We start from the raw sequence: 24258 nt of genomic DNA, 5'->3' as shown, positions 1-24258 counted from the left end.
AGTCGTGGTCCTTATTTCGGGCCTTGCGTGGCAGACTGGTACCAGGAGGCAAGAAGCTGGCGCTCTTCCTCGCTCACGCCGGTGACATTGGCGGGCGGCATGGCATGTGAGCGACCTGCCTGCAAATAGATTTCACGCGCATGCGCGGCAATATCCCGGTCGGTATCCAGCACGACGCCTTTCGGTGGCGCAATGATACCTTCCCAGCCCGGTTCCTTGGCATGGCACATGGCGCAACGCCCCAGAACGGTATCCCGCACTTTTTCAAAGTGCGGGTCCGAGATGAAAGACTGCTGCAATGCCGAAACCTTCTGTTCTTCCGGCTCACCGGTCAGAACCTTCGGCACTGTCGAGAGCCAGATGATGATGATGAACAGGATCACCGTTACCAGCCAGGTCCAGGTCGGGCTGCCCTTGCGGGCATGCTGTGTGTTGAACCAGTGGCGGATCGTGACGCCCATCAGGAACACCAGCGAGGCTATGATCCAGTTGAATTGCGTCCCGAAAGCCAGCGGATAGTGGTTCGACAGCATCAGGAACAGAACAGGCAGCGTCAGATAGTTGTTATGCGTCGAACGCTGCTTGGCGATCTTGCCGTATTTCGGGTCCGGCTTGCGGCCTGCGATCAGATCCGCCACCACGATCTTCTGGTTCGGGATGATGATCATGAACACGTTGGCAGACATGATCGTTGCCGTGAAGGCACCGAGATGCAGGAAGGCGGCGCGGCCTGTAAACAGGTGCGTATAGCCCCAGGCCACCACCACCAGAATACAGTAGAGAATGACCATCAGGAGCGTATCGCTCTTACCGAGCATCAACTTGCAGATGGTGTTATAGGCGATCCAGCCGAAGGCCAGCGAACCGATCGAGATCGCAATGGCGACCGGTACGGAAACATCGAGCACATTCGGATCGATCAGGTAGAGATCGGCGCCGGCATAGTAGACGATGCAGAGCAGCGTGAAACCCGACAGCCAGGTGGCGTAGGATTCCCATTTGAACCAGGTCAGGTGTTCCGGCATTTCGGCGGGCGCAACCAGATATTTCTGGATGTGATAGAAGCCACCGCCATGGACCTGCCATTCCTCGCCATGCGCACCAACCGGCAAGCCGGGACGCTGGCGCAGACCGAGATCAAGCGCGATGAAGTAGAAAGACGAGCCGATCCACGCAATCGCGGTAATCACATGCAGCCACCGCGCTGCGAAGCCCAGCCAGTCCCAGGCTACGGCGAAATCATACATCAGGCACTCCCATTTCTTGACCCATTTTTGAGCCCCATTGTTCGTTGTTGCATTATGTGCCAAAGGAATCAGGTTCAGGGAACGTCACATCACGACCAGCACTTTCAAAAAAATCTAGACAATCGTGGAGGGGACGTATGTCATATCTTGATAATCTGCGCGTTTTTGTGCGCGTTGTCGAATTGGGAAATCTATCTGCAGCGGGTCGCGACCAGCGCGCTTCGCCAGCAGTTGCAAGCAATCGAATCAAAGAGTTGGAGAAGCACCTGGGGGTCAGGCTCTTCAACCGGACGACACGCAAGCTTACGCCGACCGAACACGGTCGCGTATTCTATGACGGTGCGTTGAAAATCCTCGAAGCTGTGGATGAGGCGGAAGCTGCCGTAGCTGAACTGGCGAAAAATCCCAAGGGATCGATTCGCATTACCGCTCCGCTTGGCTTCGGGAGACGGCTGATTGCATCGGGAATTCCGGAGTTTCACGACAAATATCCGGATATCGAAGTACGGCTTCGCCTGTCCGATCATGAAGTCGATATTATGAGCGAAGGCGTCGATGTGGCTTTCAAGCTCGGCGTTCTGGAGAATTCGAACCTGCGTATGCGCGGGATCATGAATTGCGAGCGCGTGATATGTGCAGCGCCTGCATATCTCGAGAAACACGGGGTTCCGCAGTCTCCTGACGAGCTGCTTGGCGACAAGCATGACTGTCTTCTGCTGCGTTTTCCAGGCTCAAAGGAATATTTCTGGTCCCTGCAAACGGCGGAAGGTCTGCGCAAATTCGAAGTCACCGGGCCATTTGACTCGGATGATGGCGACGTATTGACGCAATGGGCGCTTGGCGGGCGCGGCATCATCAACAAGCCGCTGTTCGAAGTGAAGGAATATATCCGTGACGGACGGCTGGTTCCAATCCTCGAAAGCACACCACCGGCGCCGATCCAGCTTGCTGCGATCTACCCGCACAAGCGCTTTCAGGACCCAAAGGTACGTCTGATCATCGATTTCATGACGGAGCGGTGCCAGCGATTGATCCGCGAGGCTTTAGTGTAGAGCGGCTCAAACCGCTCTATTCCTTTGTTTTTCAAATATTATATCGTGCGAAACCTTCTCGCTCTTTACCGGAAATGCGAAAAGAAAAACCCGCCTGATCAGGCGGGTTGCGATACACGTACGGAAGTCAGCACCGCCGTCAGAACTTCGGCTGCGGCCAATGCCGCAATGACTTCCGGCCTCTTGTCTTTCACAACGGCTCCGCCGACGGGACAGACAAGATTTTCAAAAAGATTGTCGCTACCAATTTCGCGTTTCAACCAATTTTTGAAAGTAGCTTTTTTGGTCTTCGAGCCGATCATGCCGACATAAACGGCATCGCGTCGCTGCAATGCCTCAGCGACGATCAGAAAATCCAGTGCGTGGTCATGGGTGAGAACGATAAACGCGCTACCCGGCGGGGCGGAACGCACCACCTGTTCGGGCATGGCCGACAGACAGGTTTCGACGCCCGGCACATCGCACGCCATCAGCTCCGCTTCCCGCGTATCCACCAGAATGACCCGGACGGGCGTGAGCGAGAGAGCACTCGCCAGCGCATCACCAACATGGCCCGCGCCGAAGACATAGACATGCGGGCGCGTGGCTATTTCCGCATCGACCTTGCTGACAAGCTCGTCGGTGAGCCCACGGCTGACACGCCTGAAGCTCAGGCCTACCCGTCCGCCGCAGCACTGGCCGATTTCGGGCCCCAGTGGCACGTTCATGGGTGGAACGTCCTTGGGTGAGTCCCTGCCGCCGAGCAGCACCTTCCGGGCATGGTCGATAGCCATATATTCAAGCTGACCGCCACCGATCGTCCGGAAGATCATATCGCGGGCAACCAGCATCCACGCCCCGGCATCGCGGGGTGCGGAACCTTTCACATCGGTGACTTCAACCAGCACACTATCGGGACGCCGGTTGAGAAAAGCCCGGATATCGTCGCGCGCGCCTGGCATCTCTCTAGCCCTTTTGCTTGCGGAGCCGTTCGATGGCCATCAGCACACGTTCCGGCGTTGCTGGCGCATCGAGACGTGGGCAGACCTTGTGGTCCGCCACGGTGGCAATGGCGTCGGCCAGAGCATGCAGCACCGACAACCCAAGCGGCAGCGGCGGTTCGCCGACAGCCTTGGAACGATGGATCGTCGGCTCATAAGCCTCGGACCAGTCGGTCAGCGCGACATTGAAGATCTTGGGCCGGTCGGAAGCCAGCGGGATCTTGTAGGTGGATGGCGCATGGGTGCGAAGCCGCCCCTTGTCGTCCCACACAAGCTCCTCTGTCGTCAGCCAGCCCATGCCCTGCACGAAGCCGCCTTCAACCTGACCGATATCGATGGCGCGGTTCAGGGAACGCCCGGTATCATGCAGAATATCGGTGCGCTCCACCACATATTCACCAGTCAGAGTGTCGACGGAAACTTCGGAACAGGCTGCTCCGTAAGCATAGTAATAGAAGGCGTGGCCCCGGCCCTTGGCACGGTCCCAGTGGATTTTCGGCGTCTTGTAGTGACCTGCCGCCGACAGCTGCACACGACCGATAAAGGCTTGCTTTACGAGATCGTTGAAGCTGATTTCCTGATTGCCGACGCGAACCCGGTTGGGAAGGAAGACAACCTGATCTTCCGGCACCTGATATTGCTGTGCCGCAAAATGGATGAGACGTTTCTTGATCTGGCGGGCTGCGTCCTGTGCAGCCATGCCGTTGAGATCGGCACCGGAAGAAGCCGCCGTCGGCGCCGTGTTCGGCACCTTGGCGGTGGTCGTCGCGGTGATCTTCACCCGGTCGATGTCGATCTGGAATTCCTCGGCCACGACTTGCGCCACTTTCAAATGGAGCCCCTGCCCCATTTCCGTGCCGCCATGGTTCATATGCACCGAGCCGTCATTGTATACATGCACCAGAGCGCCAGCCTGATTGGACTCCGTCTTGGTAAAGGAGATGCCGAATTTCACCGGCGTCAGCGCCATGCCGCGTTTGACATAACGGCTTTTCGCGTTGAACTCGCGGATCGCTTCGCGGCGCTTCGCGTAATCTGAACTTTCCTCAAGTTCCGAAACGATGCGCTGGATAATGCAATCTTCGACCTTCTGGTGATAGGGGGTGACGTTGCGTGTGCCGTCCTTACCCATTTCATCGTAGAAATTGCGCTTGCGGATTTCGAGCGGGTCCTTGCCGACAGCGAAAGCCACCTCATCGATCACGCGTTCTGCACCAACCATGCCCTGCGGGCCACCGAAGCCGCGAAACGCCGTATTCGACACGGTGTTCGTGTAAAGCGGTGCCGACTGTGCATGAACTGCGGGGAAGAAATAGGCATTGTCGCAGTGAAACAGTGCGCGGTCGCCGACAGGTCCGGAAAGGTCTGCCGAGAACCCGGCATTGAGGGCAAACAGATAGTCGATGCCCAGAATATTGCCGTCATCGTCGAAGCCGACTTCATAGTCGATGACGAAGCCATGGCGCTTGCCGGTCGAGGTCATGTCCTCGTCGCGGTCGAGCCTGATCTTCATGGCGCGCTTGTGCTTCTTGGCAGCAATGGCTGCAATGGCCGCCCACTGGTTGGCCTGCGTTTCCTTGCCGCCGAAGCCACCGCCCATGCGGCGCACTTCCACCGTCACGGAATGGCTCGGCACGCCCAGCGCATGCGCAACCAGATGCTGGGTTTCGCTCGGCCCCTGCGTGGAGCAATAGACGGTGACGTCCTCATCCTCGCCGGGGATAGCCAGCGAAACCTGACCCTCAAGATAGAAATGATCCTGCCCACCAAGATACATGCGGTTCTTGATACGGTGCGGCGCGGTATCGATGGCCGCACGTGCATCACCGCGCTTCAGCGTCAGCGGCGTGGTGACAAGCCGGTCCTTCAGACCGTCCAGCGCATCGATGGAATAGATACCTGTCGTTTCTTCATATTCGATCTTTGCCAAACGCGCGGCGCGGCGCGCCTGATCGCGACTTTTCGCGATAACCGCAAAGATCGGCTGGCCGTGAAACTCAACCTTGTCGACTGCAAAGATCGGGTCGTCATGCATGCCCGATGGCGAAACATCGTTTTCGCCGGGCACGTCCTTGTAGGTCAACACGTCGATTACGCCGGGAGCGGCGCGCACTGCCGACAAATCAATCGACTTGAATGAACCATGTGCAACGGACGAATAGCCGACCCCGATATGCAACGTGCCTTCGGGCTCCGGTATATCATCGATATAGACAGCCGTTCCCGTCACATGCTTGTGCGCGGAATCGTGTTTCTGGTCGGTCGCGACGCCACCCACAATGCGGGCAGCTTTCAATGCATTTGCAGGATGCTTGTTCATGATTGCCTCCTCACGCCGCCGCGATTTCAGCCGCACGCAGCGGCACGTAACTGCCTTCCGTTTCGGCGAAGAAACGCCGCAACAGATTGCGCGCCGCGAGCAGCCGGTAATCTGCTGTCGCGCGCATATCGCTCAAGGGCGTATAGTCTTCAGCATAGGCTTCCAATGCCGCTTCAACCGTAGCCTCGGTCCAGGGCTTGGCCGTCAGTGCGGTTTCCACCGTGCTGGCGCGCTTCGGCGTTGCGGCCATGCCGCCATAGGCGATGCGGACCGTCTCCACATTGCCTGCCGCATCAAGCGTCAGATGGAAAGCGCCGAGCGTCGCCGTAATGTCTTCCTCGTAACGCTTCGACACTTTGTAAATGGCAAAATGGCTGCCTTCTGCCGGAACCGGTACATGCACGGCTTCGACAAACTCGCCGGGCTGGCGATCCTGCTTGCCATAAGCGATGAAGAACTCTTCCAGCGGTATAGTGCGGCGTTCCGCCCCTTTGCGCAGCGTCAGTTTTGCATTGAGCGCGATCAGCGGCGGCGGCGTGTCACCAATCGGCGAACCATTGGCGATATTGCCGCCGATGGTTCCCATATTGCGCACCTGCTCACCGCCAATGCGGTTGATGAGCTGGCCGAGCTGCGGAATGCGCTTGGCAAGAAATCCGAATGCTTCCGTGTAGGTGACACCTGCGCCGATGGTAACGACACCATTTTCCTCACGGACGGAGCGCAGTTCCTCCAGATGACCGATGAAGACGACCGGGGAAATGTCACGCATCATCTTGGTGACCCACAAGCCCACATCGGTAGAGCCGGCAACGATGGTCGCCTTCGGCTCTGCCGCCAGGATGGTGGCGAAATCATCGAGATCACCGGGCACAATCAACCGGTCCTTGCCTTCACCCACTTCCACCCGAACGCCATCGCGCATGGCCGTCAGCTGTTCGAGAACATGGGCGCGCTCAGCAGCAAGCGGGTCTTCCATGACCGTACCGTAGTCGGAAATGATGCGGGCGGCGCGCATGATCGCCTCATAGCCCGTGCAGCGGCAAAGATTGCCCTGCAATGCCTTTTCGATCTGTGCATCGGCGGGCTTCGGTTCGCGCATCCACAGAGCGTAGAGCGACATGACAAAGCCTGGCGTGCAGAAGCCGCATTGCGAGCCATGAAACTCGATCATTGCCTTCTGCACCGGATGCAGCTCGCCATCGGCGCCGCGCAGATGCTCGATCGTCACGACATGGCAGCCATCCAGCGAACCCATGAAGCGGATGCAGGCATTGACGCTTTCGTAAACGAGCTTGCCGTCGGAAATCTTGCCGACCAGCACCGTGCACGCACCGCAATCGCCTTCGCCGCAACCTTCCTTGGTGCCGCGCAGCTTGGCGGACAGCCGCAGATAGTCGAGCAACGTTTCGGTCGGGGAAACGCGGTCGAGTTCAACCTTTTCACCGTTCAGAAGAAAGCGGATCGTGTGTCGCACAGACTGGTGCACAGACTGGTTCATGGCGCTTAGCTCCCGCGATAGGTGGAATAGGAAAACGGCGAAACGAGAAGCGGTACATGATAATGCGCTTTTTCATCGGAAATGCCAAAGCGCAGAGGGACAACATCGAGGAACGGTACGACATCATCTGTCTTGCCGAAATATTCGCCGACATGGAACAGAAGCTCGTAGGAACCAGCCCGCAAATTCTCGCCCGACAGAAGCGGCTCGCTGCAGCGACCATCGTCGTTGGTGCGAATTTCCCGGATTGGTTCGGCCTGCTGATTCTCGACGCGACGCAATTCGATGCGCAGATTTGCCGCCGGCTTGCCGCTTACCGTGTCGAGGACATGCGTCGTCAACCGGCCATTACCGCTGTTTTCCTGACCCATTTACACTCCTGAAGCTTGCTGATTCTCTCATCAAATAGATTGGAAAATGTTACAAGCTTTTGATTTCCGGTGGTTTATTTGAGCCCAACGTCGCCATCGGCTGTGGGGGCCGCAAACCACACCATGTTCCCAGCATTTAGTATTTCGCGATCCTCCTCATTCTGAAAGATGGTTATCGTTGGATGTCTTTCAAATTTTTGGAGGGGAATAATAGCGATAAATCTTTATTATCATGGATAAAACGAACGAAAACGAGGGAAGACCCGCAATGAAATATCCGCGCAATCTCGTCGGCTATGGACGCAACACGCCAGATCCGCGCTGGCCGGGAGGAGCCAATATCGCAGTTCAATTCGTCGTCAACTATGAGGAAGGCGGCGAATGCAGCATTCTCGACGGTGACGCGGCCTCCGAATGCCTTCTGTCCGAGATTGTCGGCGCGCAGCCCTGGCAGGGCCAGCGCAACCTGAATATGGAATCCATCTACGAATATGGCGCGCGATCCGGCTTCTGGCGCTTGTGGCGCGCCTTCACCCGCCGCAACATGCCAGTCACCGTCTATGGCGTGACACTCGCCATGGCGCGCAATCCCGAAGCCGTTGCCGCCATGAAAGAGGCTGACTGGGAAATCGCCAGCCACGGATTGCGCTGGTGGGAATATAAGGACGTTCCCGAAGAGATCGAACGCGAGCATATCCGCGATGCGGTACGCCTTCATACGGAACTTACCGGCTCGCGACCGCTCGGCATCTATCAGGGCAAGCCTTCCGACAACACGCTGAAATTGGTGATGGAAGAAGGTGGCTTTCTCTATTCCGCCGATTCCTATGCCGACGAGTTGCCTTATTGGGTTGAGGGTCCGAAGGGACCGCACCTGATCGTGCCCTACACACTCGACGCCAATGATATGCGTTTTGCGACGCCGCAGGGTTTCAATTCCGGCGATCAGTTCTACACCTATCTGAAGGACACGTTCGACGTGCTCTATCGCGAAGGCGCGGAAGGCGCACCGAAGATGATGTCCATTGGCCTGCATTGCCGCCTTGTCGGTCGTCCCGGCCGTGTGGCCGCGCTCGAACGGTTCCTCGACTATGTGCAAAGCCATGACAAGGTATGGGTCGCCAAGCGCGTCGACATTGCCCGCCACTGGCACGAAAACTACAAGCCCGTTACCGCCGACGTCGTGCCTTCGAAAGCCAGCAGGGATGCGTTCGTCGCACGTTATGGCAGCATTTTCGAGCATTCGCCATGGATTGCCGAACGTGCATACGATGCGGGTTTCAGCCTGGAGGAAGATGCCGCATCCGGTCTTGCTGCCGCGATGACGAAGGCATTCCGCGCTGCCTCGACAGATGAGCGGCTTGCCGTGTTGAAGGCGCACCCGGATCTTGCTGGCAAGCTCGCACAGGCCAAACGGCTGACAGCGGAATCGACCGCCGAACAGGCCGGTGCGGGTCTCGATGCGCTGACTGATGCGGAAAAGCAGACATTCACCGAATTGAACGACGCCTATACGGCGAAGTTCGGCTTTCCGTTCATCATCGCCGTGAAGGGACGCAACAAAAAGGAAATCCTCGACGCTTTCCAGCGCCGCGTTTCCAATGACCGCGATACGGAATTTGAAACGGCTTGCGCTCAGGTGGAGCGCATCGCCCTCCTGCGCCTCAAGGATATTCTGCCGGAAGCGCTCTACTGATCCTTGCAGCCCGGAAGGTCGACTTCCGGGCGCATTCATTCCATGATCTCACGACAGGTTTTCCAGAACTCGCCGTGAGTGCCAGCTTCTCACATAAGGAATTCCCCACATGGGCAACGACAAGAACAATCGCAGCTATTATGCACCGACTGGCGGATTGCCGCCGCAGACCCAGCTCCTCACCGATCGCGCCATGTTCACCGAAGCCTATGCGGTGATCCCCAAGGGCACGTTCAGCGATATCGTGACGAGCTTCCTGCCCTTCTGGGACAAGACACGGCTTTGGGTGATTGCCCGCCCACTCTCCGGCTTCGCCGAGACCTTCTCGCAATACATCATGGAAGTGCAGCCGGGCGGCGGCAGCGACCGTGCCGAACTGGATGAAAGCGCGGAAGGCGTGCTGTTCGTGGTCGAGGGCGAAATCGCCGTCACCGTCGCCGGCAAAACGCACACGCTGACCGAAGGCGGCTACGCTTATCTGCCGCCGAAAAGCGGCTGGACACTTCGCAACAACGGCGCGATGACGGCCCGCTTCCATTGGGTGCGCAAGGCTTATGAATATGTCGACGGCCTCGATGTTCCCGAACCGCTATTCCTCAACGAAAAGGATATAGCGCCCAATCCGATGCCGGACACCAACGGCGCCTGGGCGACGACCCGCTTCGTCGATCCGAATGACCTGCGCCACGACATGCACGTCACCATCGTGACCCTGGAGCCCGGCGGCGTCATTCCTTTTGCCGAGACCCACGTCATGGAACACGGCCTCTATGTGTTGGAAGGCAAGGCCGTCTACCGGCTCAATCAGGACTGGGTGGAAGTGGAAGCCGGCGACTTCATGTGGCTGCGCGCCTTCTGCCCGCAGGCCTGTTACGCAGGCGGCCCCGGCAAGTTCCGCTATCTGCTCTACAAGGACGTCAACCGGCATATGAAGTTTTCCCGATAAAGGAGAGCAGTTCATATTCCGCGATGCATTCACGCAACGAAAAGGCCGGATCAATCCGGCCTTTTTCATATGTGCAGAACGATAGGACGGAAACAAAAACGGCGAGCCGAAGCTCGCCGTACCACTCTTCCGACTGGAGATCAGATTTGTAAACAGCGCAGTCCTTCTACGCTATCGAATGGTTCTTTTAAAATAGTACAAGCACACTAGAATGCAAATTACATTTTTGTTATATCAGCACTTGGTTACTTTTTATTTCATTCGAAAATTCAAGAATATTTCTTCAATTAAATATCAAAGTATTAGAGATTTTATTGAACTCATGACCGTTACACTAAGATGAACGGTTCAATATACTTTTGAATGCAGACCGGGAGGCCGATGTCGGCCTCCCGGTTAAGCATTAGAACGAGCGCTGGAAGCGGATCATACCCTGAACGGCATCCTTGCCGTTGAGATAGGACTTGCTGTCGCTCCATTTGGTGTAGGAAACTTCCGGCGTGACCGTGAAGCCCGGAACCATTTCATAAGCTACGTTGGCAGTAGCTGCGAAAGTGTTCGTGCCGTCATAAGCAAGCTGCGCATTGAAGACTGCCTTGTCGGTAGCCTTGAATGCTGCGCCGCCCCAGACAGCCCAATCGCCGCCCCAGGTGCCGTAGAAGCTGCTGATCGCACGAACCTGACCGATATCATGGCCATTGCCATCGGTCTGCATGATGTACTGGTCCTTGTTGGACTTGTAACCACCCATCGCCCAGACCGAGAAGCGGTCCGTAATGTTCACGTCAGCGCGAACCTTACCGGCCCACTCTTCGTTGCGGGCATCATAAGCAGCGACGCCTGCGATCTTGCCCCAGCCGCCTTCATACTTCAGGCCACCGACAACGTGCGGCGTGTAGTCCTTGATGACGCCATTATAGCCGTATGCGCTATCCGTATCGTCATTGTTGCCCTGTTCGAGCGACAGAATGGCGGAGAAGCCGTTGCCACCGGTGAAGGTGTAGCTGATCAAGCCGGTGCGATAGCCGCCAGCGAGAATCACGTCATCGTTGATGACATCGCCGAGATAGCCCGGGAAGGTAACGAAGGCCGATTCATCGAGACCGACGCGGAGACCGCCAAGCTGGATATAGGCAAAACGCAGCGAACCGGAGGCACCTTCAACACCATTGCCCCAATCATAACGGGTTTCGGCAAAGGTCTTCAGAGTGCCAAGATCGGTTTCCGACGCCGTGGAGAGGCGCAGTGTGAAGCGAGCCTTGTTATCCCAGGAATTGCGGCGCGTATCGACGCTACCGTCACGATCAACGAAACCGCGACCGTAGACATTGTCACCGCCAGCAGCGTCGTAACGGACATAGCCGGATACGCGAAGGCAGGTTTCGGTGCCCGGAATATAGAAATATCCCGCACCATAGGCGTCGCAAACGCGAACATACTCAACAGATTCAGGCTCCGGTGCCACAACGGTATCCGCAGCATATGCTCCAGTGGTTGCAACCAGCGCTGCAGCCGAACCGAACAACAAGCTCTTGATCTTCATTTCATTGCCTCCAGAAATTTTTCAGACGAGGCCTGATAGAATGAATTCCACAAATACATCAATTCCAATTTTAAGAACTATATCAATTCGAAAAGGAATATGTGTCCATTATGACACTAATTATAAACAGCTTTACTTTATAACAATAAATAACTCATAAAATATAAATCGAATAAAATTTCAAGTATATTAAAACTAGCAATTTCTAACTACAAAACCCATATCGCCTTAATTACAATAAACGAAAACGGGGCCCGAAGGCCCCGTTTCACAAGCGTTTCGCGACTATGTCAGTCGATGGCTACCTGCCTGCAGCCTGCTGCGCATAGACGTAGCTGTCATAGGTATATTCAGCGACGCGGAACCATTCGAAGCCCTCGTCACGGAATTTTTTCCAGCTCGGGTAGATTTTCGCCCATGCCGGATTTTTCTCGTTGTATTCGGCGTAGAGTTCGAACGCGACCTTGTAGGCGGCATCCAGAACGTCTCGCGGAAGCGGTTGAAGCTTCACGCCCTTCGACACCAGCGAACGAATCGCAGCGGTGTTTTTCACGTCATAAAGCGAGATCATGTTCTGGGTCGCAGCTTCGGCAGCCGTATTCAGCGCAACCTTGTATGGCTCCGGCAGGCTTTCATATTGCTGCTTGTTGATGAAGAAGTGTACCGAAGCGCCACCTTCCCAGAAGGCCGGGTAATAATAATATGGCGCGATCTGGTAGAAGCCGAGCTTCTCGTCATCATAAGGACCGACCCATTCGGCCGCATCGATCGTGCCGCGCTCCAGCGACGGATAGATGTCGCCGCCCGGAAGCTGTTGCGGAACGACGCCGAGCCGCGACATGACCTCGCCAGCTACGCCCGCGATACGCATCTTCAGGCCCTTCAGATCCGCAAGGCTTTTGATTTCCTTGCGATACCAGCCGCCCATCTGGGCCGCCGTGTTGCCGCCGACGATACCGACAATGCCATAATCGGCAAGGAACGCATTATAAAGCTCGTTGCCACCGCCATGATAGAGCCAGGCATTCTGCAGGCGTGTGTTCATGCCGAAGGGAATAGCCGTCCCAATGGCGAAGGCCGGGTTCTTGCCGGTGAAATAATAGCCGCACGTATGCGCCATTTCGACCGTGTTGGCCTGAACCGCATCGATGGCCTGCGGGCCAGGCACGATTTCACCGGCCTGGAATACCTGAATCTGGAACTTGCCTTCTGTCATCTTTGAAACGGCATTGGCCATATAGACCGCACCGCCATAGATCGTATCCAGATTGTTCGGGAAGCCCGAGGTCAGACGCCAGCGCAGCGTCGGCAACTCCTGCGCGATTGCCGGTGTTGCGAGTGCCGCACCGCTTGTGGCAGCGGCAGCGCCAATTGCGGCACCCTTCGTCAGAAATGTGCGGCGGCTCAAATCCTGTTTCATGTGTCTCCTCCTAAGATTGTTCTGGTTTATCAGAATCTACGCAATGCTCGTTTTCCCCTCATTGCGCAGGTTTTTGCTGTAGGTCTTTGTCCTGTCCGAAGCTCGGCTGCGGAGAACCGAAAGACGGCGCGGGCAGAGGCTCAGTTGACGGCGAAGGCGCTCCGAAAGGTGCGGGTGCTGCGCCGAACGGATTGCCGCCGCCAGCATCTGGCATTGGCACATTGATCTGGATCGATGCCGGATCGGCCTGCGGATGGCCGCTCTTGTAGTGGGTGACGATGCCCGGGAAGCTGATGATGATGCCGACCATGACAAGCTGGATCAAAAGGAACGGGATCGATCCCATGTAGATTTGCCCCGACGTCACCGGCTGGATAGTCGCGCCTGTGACCTTGTCCTTATAGGGTCGGGATGGAGCGACCGAACGCAGATAGAAGAGCGAGAAGCCGAAAGGCGGATGCATGAACGATGTCTGCATATTGACCGCCAGCATGACGCCGAACCACACCAGATCAATGCCAAGGCTGTCGGCCACCGGCGCCAGAAGCGGGATGATGATGAAGGCCAGCTCGAAATAATCGAGGAAGAAGGCCAGAAAGAACACCAGAAGATTGGCGACAATCAGGAAGCCGACTTCACCGCCGGGGATGGACGTCATCAGGTGTTCGACCCAGATGTGACCGTTGACGCCATAGAAGGTGAGCGAAAACACGCGCGCGCCCAGCAGAATGAAAATGACGAAGGACGACAGTTTTGCCGTGGCGTAAAGCGCTGACGTCAGCATCGTCATGTTGAGGCGGCGATTGATGATAGCGAGAAGCAGAGCGCCGACCGCTCCCATCGCGCCACCTTCCGTAGGCGTTGCAACGCCGATGAAGATCGTTCCGAGAACAAGGAAGATCAGCACAAGCGGCGGCACCAGCGAAATCACCACTTTCTGCGCCAGTTTCCAACCCTTCAATGTACGGGCATGCGGCGGCAGAGCCGGGACCGTATCAGGCCGGAAAATCGACATGCCGATGATAAAGGCGCAGTAGAAGCCAACCAGCAGGAGACCGGGAACCAGCGCGCCCTTGTACATATCGCCGACCGAACGGCCCAGCTGATCGGCAAGAACGATCAGGACGAGGCTTGGTGGAATGATCTGTGCCAGCGTACCGGATGCTGCAATCGTGCCGCTCGCCACTTTGCGATCATAGCCGTAGCGCAGCATGATCGGGAGCGAAATCAGTCCCATCGAAATCACCGAAGCGGCGACAACGCCGGTCGTGGCCGCAAGAAGCGCGCCGACGATGATCACCGCAAAAGCCAGCCCGCCACGCACGGGACCGAAAAGCTGCCCGATCGTATCGAGCAGTTCTTCCGCCATGCCGCTTCGCTCCAGTATCAGCCCCATGAAGGTGAAGAACGGAATAGCGAGCAGCGTTTCATTCGACATCTGCCCGAAGATGCGATCCGGTATCGCGCCGAACAGGTTGACAGGCAGAAGCCCCATTTCGATGCCGACGAAGCCGAAGGCAAAACCGACAAAGGCCAGTGCGAAAGCCACCGGGTAGCCGAGCAACAGCACAACCACCAGCGACAGAAACATCAACGGGGCGAGATTTTCCGCAATAAAAGCAATCATATCCATTCCCCTCAGAGCGTCTGGGCTTCCGCATCTTCAAGGGCGACCGTGTCCGGTATGCGCCCTTGAAGGATGGCGATGCGCTTGATGAGTTCGGAAATGCCTTGCAATGCGAGCAGCCCGAAACCGATGGGGATCAACACCCAGACCGGCCAGAGAACCAGCCCACCCGTATTGTTGGAGGTTTCACCGCTGGCGATCTTGGCTTCCACGATGGGCCAGGAGAGGTAAATCGTGATGAGGCAGAAAGGCAGGAGGAAAAAGATCGTGCCGAAAATCTCGACCAGTAGCTGGGTTCGCCGCGAATACCGGCTGTAGAGAAGATCAACCTTCACATGCTCGCTATGCAGAAGCGTATATCCAGCGGCGATCAGAAAGACCGCCGAGAACAGATACCATTGCGCTTCCAGCCACGCATTCGAGCTGACATTGAACAGCTTGCGCGAGACGGCATTGATAGCACTGATGAGCACTGCCACCAGGATCAGCCACGATACGGATTTTCCGATGAAATTATTGGCCGCGTCGATAGCACGCGACAACGCCAGCAAGACTGACATCGCTCCTCCCCTCCTGTTCCGCCTCCTCAAGCGGTTTTGGAGCGAATGATAGGACCGGCGAATCCATGCCGCAAGTTGACGAAAGTTCTAAGAAACGGAGACCTACCCATTAGTGGGTAAGGCAATATCGGGAGACGAACGGAATATCCGCTATTGCGACGACAGCTATTGCGAAGACAGGCGCAACCGGTTCTCGATGACGTAGCGCGTAAGCCCGGCGGTGCTGGCTATTCCGAGTTTCTTCTTGATATTCTTGCGATGAGTTTCGACCGTCGCCTCCGAGATGCCGAGCCTGATTGCAATTTCGCGGTTGCTTCCACCTTCGGCCACCAGCACCAGAACATCGTTTTCGCGGACCGACAGCCCTTCCGATTTCCTGTCGCCGCTGTCGAGCAGCGCTTCCGAAACACCGGAAGAGAAATAAGTTCCACCCGAAGCGACCGCATGAATGGCAGCGACGATTTCAGTGGTGGACACATCCTTCAACACATAGCCTGAAGCTCCGCGCATGATGGAGGTCGAGATATATTCGCGGCTGTCGTGCATGGACAGCATGAGGATGCGAATGCCCGGCAATTGTTTCTTGAACAGTTCGATAGCGTCGATACCGTTGAGAAGTGGCATGTTGATATCCATCAAAACCACATCGGGATTAACGGTCAGCGCCAGCTCCAGTGCAGCCCGCGCATTGGAAGCCGCGCCTGCAATATCGATATCGTCATAGGTTTCGAGTACAGCCCGCAAACCATCCAGAACCAGCGGATGATTATCCACGAGCAATACGCGAATCTTGCATTCATTCGTCATGCGACTTCCGGTTCCCGCTTTCTCTCTGTTGCCGATTTCGGCAAGCGCGCGGTGAGCTGCGTACCATCTGCGCCGGTTTCAACCAAGAGCACACCGCCGAAATGCGCCATTCGCTCCTGCATATTTCGCAAGCCAAGCCCTGAAAGCTGATCTTTCAGATCACGCGCGGTAAAACCATTACCGTCATCGGCGACTGTCATCGTCACCTTGCCGCCGGAACCCCAGAGGCGGATGCTCACCTGGCTTGCCCCGGAATGGCGCTCGACATTGGTGAGCGCTTCCTGCACGACGCGATAAAGCGCCGTGCTTGCCTCCGGCTTCAGCGTCTCGTTCAGCCCGCTTGCTTCGAGCTGCGTTTCAATGCCGGTCCGCTCCGAAAAATGTTCGCACAAAGCCTTGAGCGCAACGGTCAGGCCAAGATCGTCCAGAATGCGCGGACGCAGATCATGCGAAAGCCGCCGCACCTCCTTGATTGCACCATTGAGCGCATCCGATGCCTTCTCGATCGCAAGCGGCGCGCCTCCGCTGTCCATGCGCACCTGACGACTTGCTAAATCGATGGCATAGCGAACGCCGACGAGATTTTGGGAAATACCGTCATGCAGTTCACGCGCCAGACGTGCCCGTTCCTCCTCCTGCGTATCGATGATGCGCTGCGCCAGCTCCTTCAGCTTGTTATCAGCCATACGTCGCTCGCGCAGATTGAGCAGCATACAGGTCGCGAAGACGAGCATCACAGCCGGCACGGCGATCAGACTGACGATCAGGAATGTCGTTCGGATATTGGCCCGGAAATCGGCATTGGCGGCAGCAGTCTGCACATAGACATCATCTAGATAGACGCCTGTTCCGAGCATCCATTTCCATTTGCTCAGTCCGACAGCAAAGGAGAGTTTGTCCGCCATTTCACCGCTTGACGGCTTTTCCCATTTATACTGGTGCAGCCCTCCGCCTTCCTTCGCCTTGTCAATCAGATTGGCAATGACGCGATCTCCATCAGGATCAACAAGATCGAGCCAGTTATGGCCGGGCCGAAATGTCTGGCGAGGATGGACGACATTGTTGCCGTCATAGTCATAGACAAAGAAGTAGCCGTCGCGACCATAATCGAGCGAGGTCAGAATCTTCCGCACCTTTTCCATGGCAGCGGTATCGTCGGGGCCTGCATCGTCGTAAATCTGCTGGATAGAAGAAAGCGCCAGGTTGGTAAGATTGAGAAGCTCGGTCTCCTTGGCCTTCAGCATATTCTTCTCGAAGGTCGCGATACTGCTCTGCACAAGATTTGCCGATTGCCAGGTAATGAAGGCCGTGACCGTCAGAATAGCCACGATAAGGGGCACAATCGCCAGTGCAACGATCTGATAACGTAGCGTCACGACTTCTCCTCCCGGCACAACGAGCCGACCTTTCCAGGGCGACTTTAGAGTTCCGGCTTGATGAGGAAAAGGGGACAATCAGCAAAACCTTGCCCAAGAAAAAGACGTCTGCACAACCAATAATATATTATTATTTTCTTATATAACTGAAATATAAACAATAATTCATAGTTGAAGACACGAATATTTTATGTTCAATAATGTTTTCTTGGACAGTGCGTCCGAGTATACGGTTCTGGGGCTCATTAATTTCAGAGAGAATCTTTTTATGAAAAGCTATCGCGTAATCGGTCTTGCATTCACGCTTGCAACCATTTCCGGCGCTTCGGCCTTTGCGGCTCCACTTCCAGGTGGAGCTAGCACCCTTCAGGAGACTTACCAAGACTGGACCGTTTCCTGTCAGAGCCAGAAGGAAACAAGCATCTGTGTGATGCGTCAGGACCAGAGCAGCACGCAGACCGGCCAGCGCGTTCTGACCGCGGAATTGCGCAATGTGGAAGGTAAGGTCGAGGGTGTTCTGCTGATGCCATTTGGCCTTGATCTTGCCAAGGGCGCAGCTCTCAAGATCGACGAAGTTGCCGGACCGAACCTCGCTTTCTCCACCTGTCTGCCGCAGGGTTGCCTCGCGCCGGTCAGCTTCGAAGCAAAGCAGGTTGCAGCTCTCAAGGCTGGCACCAATATCAACGTCACCACGACAGCCCTGAGCCCAAGCCAGCCGGTCGCCTTCAAGGTTTCGCTGAAGGGCTTCGGTGCAGCGCTTGACCGCATCACCGCACTGACGAAGTAAGTTTCAAAACTTTGATGGAAAAGCCATACGCCCGACGGGCGTATGGCTTTTTCTTTTGTCAGGCCGGATGCGCCGAGATATGCGCGAGATGCCTGCGCCATCGCAGCGTCATCAATACCGAGACAATACCGAGACCGGCGGCAAGGCCGAGCCAGATACCGACCCCACCCAGTTCAAACTGGAATGCAAGCAAGGCACCCAACGGCAAACCCACACCCCAATAGCCGAATAGAGCCAGGAACATCGGAATGCGTGTATCGCGTAATCCGCGCAACATGCCCGCGGCAACGGCCTGTGCACCGTCAACGATCTGGAAGAGAGCCGCCAGCGCAAGAAATGTGACAGCCAGTTCCATCACTGGCAGGTTCTGCGGATCGTGCAGATCGAGAAAAACACCAATGAACACGCGCGGGATGAGAACCATGAGAAGCCCCATCACGGCCATGAAACCGACGCCGAGCGCATAGGCGCTCCAGCCTGCATAGGCGACAGCCTGAGGGTCGCCGCGGCCATAGGCACGGCCCACGCGCACTGTTGCAACCTGACCGAAACCGAGTGGCACCATGAAGCTGAGCGATGCAATCTGGATCGCCACGGCATGAGCCGCCATGGCCGTCGGCCCGATGCGGCCCATCATCACCACTGCAGCATAGAAGATCGAAGTCTCGAACACGAATGTCAGCGCCATTGGAATACCAATGCGCCACAGTTCACGCAGGCGCGCCCAGTCGGGACGCCAGAAGCGACCAAACAGGTGATAGCGGCGGAAGCGGTGGTGACGCACCGTGATGAATGCAAGCCCGAGGAACATCATCGTGCTTGACGCTGTTGTGGCGATACCGGCTCCGTGCAGTTCCATGCGCGGGAAGCCGAAGTGGCCGAATATCAGCGTCCAGCCGGCAAGCGCGTTGAAGCCGATGGCAAGGGCCGCAATAAGCAGCGTCCACATCGGCTTTTCCATCGCCGCAAAGAACGAGCGTAGAACAATATATCCGAGATAAGGCAGCAGTGCCCATTGCAGCGTGTGCATGAAATCCGTCGATCGGGCAGCAATATCCGGACGCTGGCCGAGAAACAGGAAAATCTCCTCGCAATGCCAGAGCACGATCCAGACCGGGATCGAGATCATTATGACCGTCCATAGTCCCTGTCGCACCGTGCGGCGCACATCGCGAACCGAATGACGGTTCTTGCCAAGCGCGATGGCGATCATCGGCATGACGGCCGAAACGAGCCCCATCGAGAAGATCATGAGCGTATGATAGAAGCTGGTCGCCAGCAGGGCCGAAGCGAGCGTATCCGCTCCAAGACGGCCGATAAAGATGACGTCGGTTGCAGTCAGCGCTGCCTGCGAAAGATTGGTGAAGATCAGCGGCCAGCCAAGCTTCAACGCTGCCGCCATCTCCCTGCTCCAGCGTTGCGTGCCGGATTCATGCGGCTCCCGAAAGCCCGCATCGATTGTCCTGTCCATAGTCCGCTCCCCGAAGCATCCGGGGCCGTCAATCCGCCGGATGTTCCATTTGAATGAGGCCACGCCCCGGAACATCAGAGACCATGTCAATCTGAGAAGAGGCGCGGAAATACGATCATCGACCGTCCCATGCCGGCTAAGGGTGCCCATCGCCAAGAGAGCGATCACACCCCAACTTTTCGGGTTGCTCAATTTCTAACGGGAACGTTGTGTATGTTCCAGAAACTGATCCGGAGCCAAGCGGGCTGCGCATCGATTTGCACAAAATAAGAGCACAATGGATATCAGACTTGCTTAAAGAAGCAACACATCTCGGAATGGATTTTTCATCTCCTGACACTGAGGGGAATGGAATCCTCATTCTGACGCGAAAGCGCAATTACCCGTCCGATAAAGGATTGACGCTAACGCCCTAACCGATAGGAATGATTGCATTAATTGCAGGAGGCGTCATGCGCAGCACCAAAGTCATCCATATTGTCGGCTGTCACGCAGAAGGCGAAGTCGGTGATGTCATTGTCGGTGGCGTGGCCCCTCCTCCCGGCAAGACTGTGTGGGAGCAGTCGCGCTTCATCGCCAGCGACGAGACCTTGCGCAATTTCGTGCTGAACGAGCCGCGCGGTGGTGTGTTCCGCCATGTCAATCTGCTGGTGCCACCAAAAGACCCGCGCGCGCAGATGGGTTTCATCATCATGGAACCCGCTGACACCCCGCCCATGTCTGGCTCCAATTCGATCTGTGTCTCCACGGTTCTTCTGGATAGCGGCATTATCCCCATGCAGGAACCAGTCACGCGCATGGTGCTGGAAGCGCCGGGCGGCCTCATCGAAGTGGAAGCCGAATGCCGCAACGGCAAGGCCGAGCGCATCAGTGTGCGCAACGTTCCATCTTTCGCTGACCGTCTGGATGCATCGCTGGAAGTCGAAGGGCTTGGCACGATCACCGTCGACACGGCTTATGGCGGCGACAGTTTCGTGATTGTCGATGCAGCTTCTATCGGAATGAAGATCGAACCGGGCCAGGCGCGGGAACTTGCCGAAATTGGCGTGAAGATTACCAAAGCCGCCAACGAGCAGCTTGGTTTCCGCCATCCTGAAAAAGACTGGAACCACATTTCCTTCTGCCAGATCACCGAGCCGGTAACGCGCGACGGCGACGTACTGACGGGCGTGAACACCGTTGCCATTCGCCCGGCCAAGCTCGACCGTTCCCCGACCGGCACCGGTTGTTCGGCGCGCATGGCCGTGCTTCACGCAAAAGGCCAGATGCAAGTCGGCGAGAAATTTATCGGGAAGTCTGTGCTGGGCACGGAGTTTCATTGTCGATTGGACAAGGCTCTGGAGCTTGGTGGCAAACCGGCCATCAGCCCCATCATTTCAGGTCGCGCTTGGGTGACGGGAACTTCGCAGCTCATGCTCGATCCAAGCGATCCGTTTCCGAATGGGTATCGTCTCTCGGATACTTGGCCCAATATGCCAGAGTAAGCCAGAGCGAGGCATCAATAAAAAACCCCGCACAAAGCATGGCATTGGGCGGGGTTTTCTTTACTCATTCAGATGAGGCTTACGCGAAGTCGAGTGCGCGGTCGCCGTCTTCATCCTTGATGCGCGATGGCAGGCCGATCTGGTTCAGGATGTGGAGGAAAGGCTTTGGGTTCAGCTCTTCCACATTGACCATCTTCTTCACATCCCACTCACCCGAAGCAATCAGGATTGCAGCTGCAACCGGCGGAACGCCAGCCGTGTAGGAAATGCCCTGGCTACCCACTTCGTTATAAGCGTCCTTGTGGTCAGCAACGTTGTAGATGAAGACTTCCTTCTTTTTGCCGTCCTTGGTTCCCTTGACGAAATCGCCGATGCAGGTCTTGCCGGTATAGTCTGGCGCCAGCGACGAAGGATCGGGCAGAACAGCCTTGACCACCTTGAGCGGGATAACTTCCAGACCTTCAGCAGTTTTCACCGGCTGTTCGGAGAGAAGGCCGAGATTGTTCAGCACGGTGAAGACGTTGATGTAGTGATCGCCAAAACCCATCCAGAAACGCACATCTGCGTTCGGGTAGTTCTTGGACAGCGAATGCACTTCATCATGGCCGGTCATATAGGCCTTGCTCGGACCGACGACAGGCAGGTCAAAGGTGTGGCCAACTTCAAACATCTTGTTCGACTGCCACTGACCGCCCTGCCATGAATAGACCGTGCCGGTGAATTCGCGGAAGTTGATTTCCGGGTCGAAATTGGTCGAGAACCAGCGGCCATGCGAACCGGCATTGATGTCAACGATGTCGATGGATTTGACTTCATCGAGATAGTCGTCAGCAGCCAGACGTGCATAGGCATTGACCACGCCCGGATCAAAGCCAATGCCGAGAATGGCGGTGATGCCCTTCTCTTCGCATTCCTTGAGATGCTTCCATTCGTAGTTGCCATACCATGGCGGGGTTTCGCAGATCTTCTTCGGATCTTCATGGATTGCAGTGTCCATGTAAGCGACGCCCGTATCGATACAGGCACGGAGGACCGACATATTGAGGAAGGACGACCCGACATTGATGACGATCTGAACGCCCGTCTTCTGGATCAGAGCCTTGGTGGCTTCAATATCCAGCGCGTCCAGCGCATGCGCTTCCAGTTTCACCTCGGTCTTGAGGCTCTTCTTTTCATGCACGCTATCGATAATCTTGCGGCATTTCTCAACCGTGCGGGACGCAATATGGATATCGCCCAAAATGTCAGAGTTTTGTGCACATTTATGTGCAACAACCTGTGCCACGCCCCCGGCGCCGATAATGAGAACGTTCTTCTTCATTTTCTGTCGATGCTTCCTCTTCCAGCGGTTACCCGCCATCTGTTAATCGTCCCCGGCGCTCTCAGCCGCGGAACCTGTTTAAGTTTTACGCCGCTGAGTAATACCGCGACGCAGGGTTCAGGAGAGCGAACCCTCGAAATCCGCATAATCAAATTCGCGGACTAATTTGACCGTGCCATCGAGTTCACGCACGGCAATGGCTGGCATCTTCACGCCATTAAACCAGTTCTTCTTGACCATCGTATAACCGGCAGCATCTTCAAATGAGAGCCGGTCGCCGATGGAGAGCTCCTTGTCGAAATTGAACTCACCGAAAATATCGCCAGCAAGACAGGACTTGCCGCAGATCATGTAGCTGTGCTCGCCATTGTTGGGTGCCATCTTCGCCTTTTCGCGATAGATGAGCAGATCGAGCATATGCGCTTCAATCGAGCTATCAACGATGGCGAGGTTCTTGCCGTTATAAAGCGTGTCGAGCACCGTCACTTCCAGCGTCGTGGTCTTGGTGATCGAAGCCTCACCCGGCTCCAGATAAACCTGTACGCCAAACTTTTCTGAAAACGCCTTCAGGCGCGCGCAGAACGCATCGACCGGATAGTCGTCACCGGTGAAGTGGATACCGCCGCCAAGGCTGACCCATTCAACGCGGTGCAGAAGCGAGCCGAACTTTTCTTCGATATCGGTCAGCATCTTGTCGAAAAGACCGAAATCGGAATTTTCGCAATTGTTATGGATCATAAAGCCGGTCACGCGGTCCATGACTTTTTCAACCTTCGCAACATCCCATTCGCCAAGACGGCTGAACGGACGCGCCGGGTCAGCCAGATCAAAGGTCGAAGACGAAACACCCGGGTTCAGACGCAAGCCGCGCTTGATATGTGCTGCCTTGTTGGCAAAGCGCTCCAGCTGACCGATCGAATTGAAGATGATCTTGTCAGCATGCGAAATGACTTCATCGATCTCGTTATCGGCATAGGCCACGCTATAGGCGTGGGTTTCGCCGCCAAATCTTTCATGGCCGAGACGCACTTCATTGAGCGAGGACGACGTGGTGCCGTCCATATATTCGCTCATCAGATCAAACACCGACCATGTGGCAAAACATTTCAGCGCCAGCAGAGCTTTTGCGCCGGATTTCTCGCGCACATAGGCAACCTTTTCCATGTTGCGCTTCAGCTTGGTCTTGTCGATCAGGTAGTAAGGCGTCTGGATCATGAGAGTTCCGGGTCGTCCAAAGGGGAAATCTGGCCTCGCCAGCAAGGCTGGTTTGCCAAGTTGAGGAAACACACAGGTGGTTTCCCAAATTATTCGAAGGCTTATAGGAAGCTTGTGACAGAAACACAAATCCGCCACAGCATTATCGGGAAAAAATTTCCCCACAAGCTATCGCGGATTACTTCCCGACCTTCAGCAGGTGAGCTTCATATAGAGCTTTCTGCAGGAATTTGAACCCCTTCCCTCTTCTAGAGCGGTTCCGGTTGATAAGAAGTCGTTGGAACCGCTCTATCTGTTTGTTTTTACGCATGTCTCCCGAAACCGGTTCCCGCTTTCGGGAGACATGCGCTACCCCTTGCCCTGCCGTTTTCATTGAAAGTCTTTGCCCGGACAAATGGCTTCTGCCGGCCAATAGGGCTCGCTACAATCCCAGAAGTATCATCAAATTAATTAAACAAGCATTTGCTTGACAAATTACAGCCGCGGGCGTAGCCATTTTCTCCATGTTCGGGGCGACCTCATTCAGACTTTCGC

19 protein-coding genes are annotated in these 24258 nt (G+C 56.0%); 5 read left to right on the top strand and 14 right to left on the bottom strand.

The window, feature by feature from the left end:
• Positions 1 to 11: 11 nt before the first annotated feature.
• Positions 12 to 1247: a urate hydroxylase PuuD gene (locus tag CES86_RS15120; RefSeq protein WP_012090742.1), complete on the bottom strand. Its 1236-nt coding sequence runs from the start codon at positions 1245 to 1247 to the stop codon at positions 12 to 14.
• 137 nt (positions 1248 to 1384) lie between these two features.
• Here CES86_RS15120 and CES86_RS15115 point away from each other — a divergent pair, with 137 nt between their 5' ends.
• On the top strand, positions 1385 to 2299 hold the full coding sequence (locus tag CES86_RS15115) for a LysR family transcriptional regulator (RefSeq protein WP_010658277.1): 915 nt from the start codon (positions 1385 to 1387) through the stop codon (positions 2297 to 2299).
• Positions 2300 to 2397: 98 nt separating this feature from the next.
• On the opposite strand, the gene xdhC is transcribed toward CES86_RS15115, so the two are convergent.
• From xdhC to uraH, 4 genes are read right to left on the bottom strand one after another with little or no spacing between them, the layout of a single operon-like run.
• Positions 2398 to 3240 (bottom strand): xanthine dehydrogenase accessory protein XdhC, encoded by an 843-nt coding sequence (gene xdhC, locus CES86_RS15110; RefSeq protein ID WP_010658276.1) that lies wholly within the window; start codon positions 3238 to 3240, stop codon positions 2398 to 2400.
• A gap of 4 nt (positions 3241 to 3244) precedes the next feature.
• Positions 3245 to 5599 (bottom strand): xanthine dehydrogenase molybdopterin binding subunit, encoded by a 2355-nt coding sequence (xdhB, locus tag CES86_RS15105; RefSeq protein WP_010658275.1) that lies wholly within the window; start codon positions 5597 to 5599, stop codon positions 3245 to 3247.
• Positions 5600 to 5609: 10 nt separating this feature from the next.
• Entirely contained in the window at positions 5610 to 7088 is a 1479-nt protein-coding gene (xdhA, locus tag CES86_RS15100; RefSeq protein ID WP_183508471.1) for a xanthine dehydrogenase small subunit, read from the bottom strand.
• A gap of 17 nt (positions 7089 to 7105) precedes the next feature.
• Positions 7106 to 7471 (bottom strand): hydroxyisourate hydrolase, encoded by a 366-nt coding sequence (uraH, locus tag CES86_RS15095; protein WP_094514808.1) that lies wholly within the window; start codon positions 7469 to 7471, stop codon positions 7106 to 7108.
• A 268-nt stretch (positions 7472 to 7739) separates the two neighbouring features.
• Here uraH and puuE point away from each other — a divergent pair, with 268 nt between their 5' ends.
• Positions 7740 to 9167, top strand: coding sequence for an allantoinase PuuE (gene puuE / locus CES86_RS15090; RefSeq protein ID WP_012090738.1), 1428 nt, complete (start codon positions 7740 to 7742; stop codon positions 9165 to 9167).
• Positions 9168 to 9276: 109 nt separating this feature from the next.
• Complete coding sequence (locus tag CES86_RS15085) at positions 9277 to 10113, top strand: bifunctional allantoicase/(S)-ureidoglycine aminohydrolase (protein ID WP_012090737.1); 837 nt, start codon at positions 9277 to 9279, stop codon at positions 10111 to 10113.
• Positions 10114 to 10516: 403 nt separating this feature from the next.
• On the opposite strand, the gene CES86_RS15080 is transcribed toward CES86_RS15085, so the two are convergent.
• From CES86_RS15080 to mctS, 6 genes are all read right to left on the bottom strand, one after another.
• Positions 10517 to 11656: a porin gene (locus CES86_RS15080; protein ID WP_012090736.1), complete on the bottom strand. Its 1140-nt coding sequence runs from the start codon at positions 11654 to 11656 to the stop codon at positions 10517 to 10519.
• A 301-nt stretch (positions 11657 to 11957) separates the two neighbouring features.
• Positions 11958 to 13076: a TRAP transporter substrate-binding protein gene (locus tag CES86_RS15075; RefSeq protein WP_010658269.1), complete on the bottom strand. Its 1119-nt coding sequence runs from the start codon at positions 13074 to 13076 to the stop codon at positions 11958 to 11960.
• A 58-nt stretch (positions 13077 to 13134) separates the two neighbouring features.
• Positions 13135 to 14703, bottom strand: a complete 1569-nt coding sequence (locus tag CES86_RS15070; protein ID WP_012090735.1) for a TRAP transporter large permease — start codon at positions 14701 to 14703, stop codon at positions 13135 to 13137.
• A gap of 11 nt (positions 14704 to 14714) precedes the next feature.
• On the bottom strand, positions 14715 to 15263 hold the full coding sequence (locus CES86_RS15065) for a TRAP transporter small permease subunit (RefSeq protein ID WP_012090734.1): 549 nt from the start codon (positions 15261 to 15263) through the stop codon (positions 14715 to 14717).
• 165 nt (positions 15264 to 15428) lie between these two features.
• Positions 15429 to 16070: a two-component system response regulator MctR gene (gene mctR / locus CES86_RS15060; RefSeq protein WP_010658266.1), complete on the bottom strand. Its 642-nt coding sequence runs from the start codon at positions 16068 to 16070 to the stop codon at positions 15429 to 15431.
• Entirely contained in the window at positions 16067 to 17446 is a 1380-nt protein-coding gene (mctS, locus tag CES86_RS15055) for a two-component system sensor histidine kinase MctS (RefSeq protein WP_010658265.1), read from the bottom strand. Before mctS ends, mctR begins: the two co-directional genes overlap by 4 nt.
• A 268-nt stretch (positions 17447 to 17714) precedes the next feature.
• Between mctS and CES86_RS15050 the strand changes: the two genes are divergently transcribed.
• Complete coding sequence (locus CES86_RS15050) at positions 17715 to 18233, top strand: invasion associated locus B family protein (RefSeq protein ID WP_010658264.1); 519 nt, start codon at positions 17715 to 17717, stop codon at positions 18231 to 18233.
• A gap of 58 nt (positions 18234 to 18291) precedes the next feature.
• On the opposite strand, the gene CES86_RS15045 is transcribed toward CES86_RS15050, so the two are convergent.
• Positions 18292 to 19704 (bottom strand): MATE family efflux transporter, encoded by a 1413-nt coding sequence (locus CES86_RS15045; RefSeq protein ID WP_012090732.1) that lies wholly within the window; start codon positions 19702 to 19704, stop codon positions 18292 to 18294.
• Positions 19705 to 20156: 452 nt separating this feature from the next.
• On the opposite strand from CES86_RS15045, the gene CES86_RS15040 reads away from it, so the two are divergent.
• Positions 20157 to 21188, top strand: a complete 1032-nt coding sequence (locus CES86_RS15040; RefSeq protein ID WP_094514806.1) for a trans-3-hydroxy-L-proline dehydratase — start codon at positions 20157 to 20159, stop codon at positions 21186 to 21188.
• Between the two features lie 79 nt (positions 21189 to 21267).
• Here CES86_RS15040 and CES86_RS15035 read toward each other — a convergent pair whose 3' ends face one another.
• Both CES86_RS15035 and nspC read right to left on the bottom strand, forming a co-directional pair.
• Entirely contained in the window at positions 21268 to 22509 is a 1242-nt protein-coding gene (locus CES86_RS15035) for a saccharopine dehydrogenase family protein (RefSeq protein ID WP_094514804.1), read from the bottom strand.
• A gap of 117 nt (positions 22510 to 22626) precedes the next feature.
• Positions 22627 to 23724 (bottom strand): carboxynorspermidine decarboxylase, encoded by a 1098-nt coding sequence (gene nspC, locus CES86_RS15030; RefSeq protein ID WP_094514802.1) that lies wholly within the window; start codon positions 23722 to 23724, stop codon positions 22627 to 22629.
• Positions 23725 to 24258: the final 534 nt, after the last annotated feature.

The sequence above is a fragment of the Brucella lupini genome, assembly GCF_002252535.1.
Lineage (GTDB): Bacteria > Pseudomonadota > Alphaproteobacteria > Rhizobiales > Rhizobiaceae > Brucella > Brucella anthropi.
Note: the sequence above shows the minus strand (reverse complement) of the source record. Positions and strands in the feature narration are given on the sequence as shown.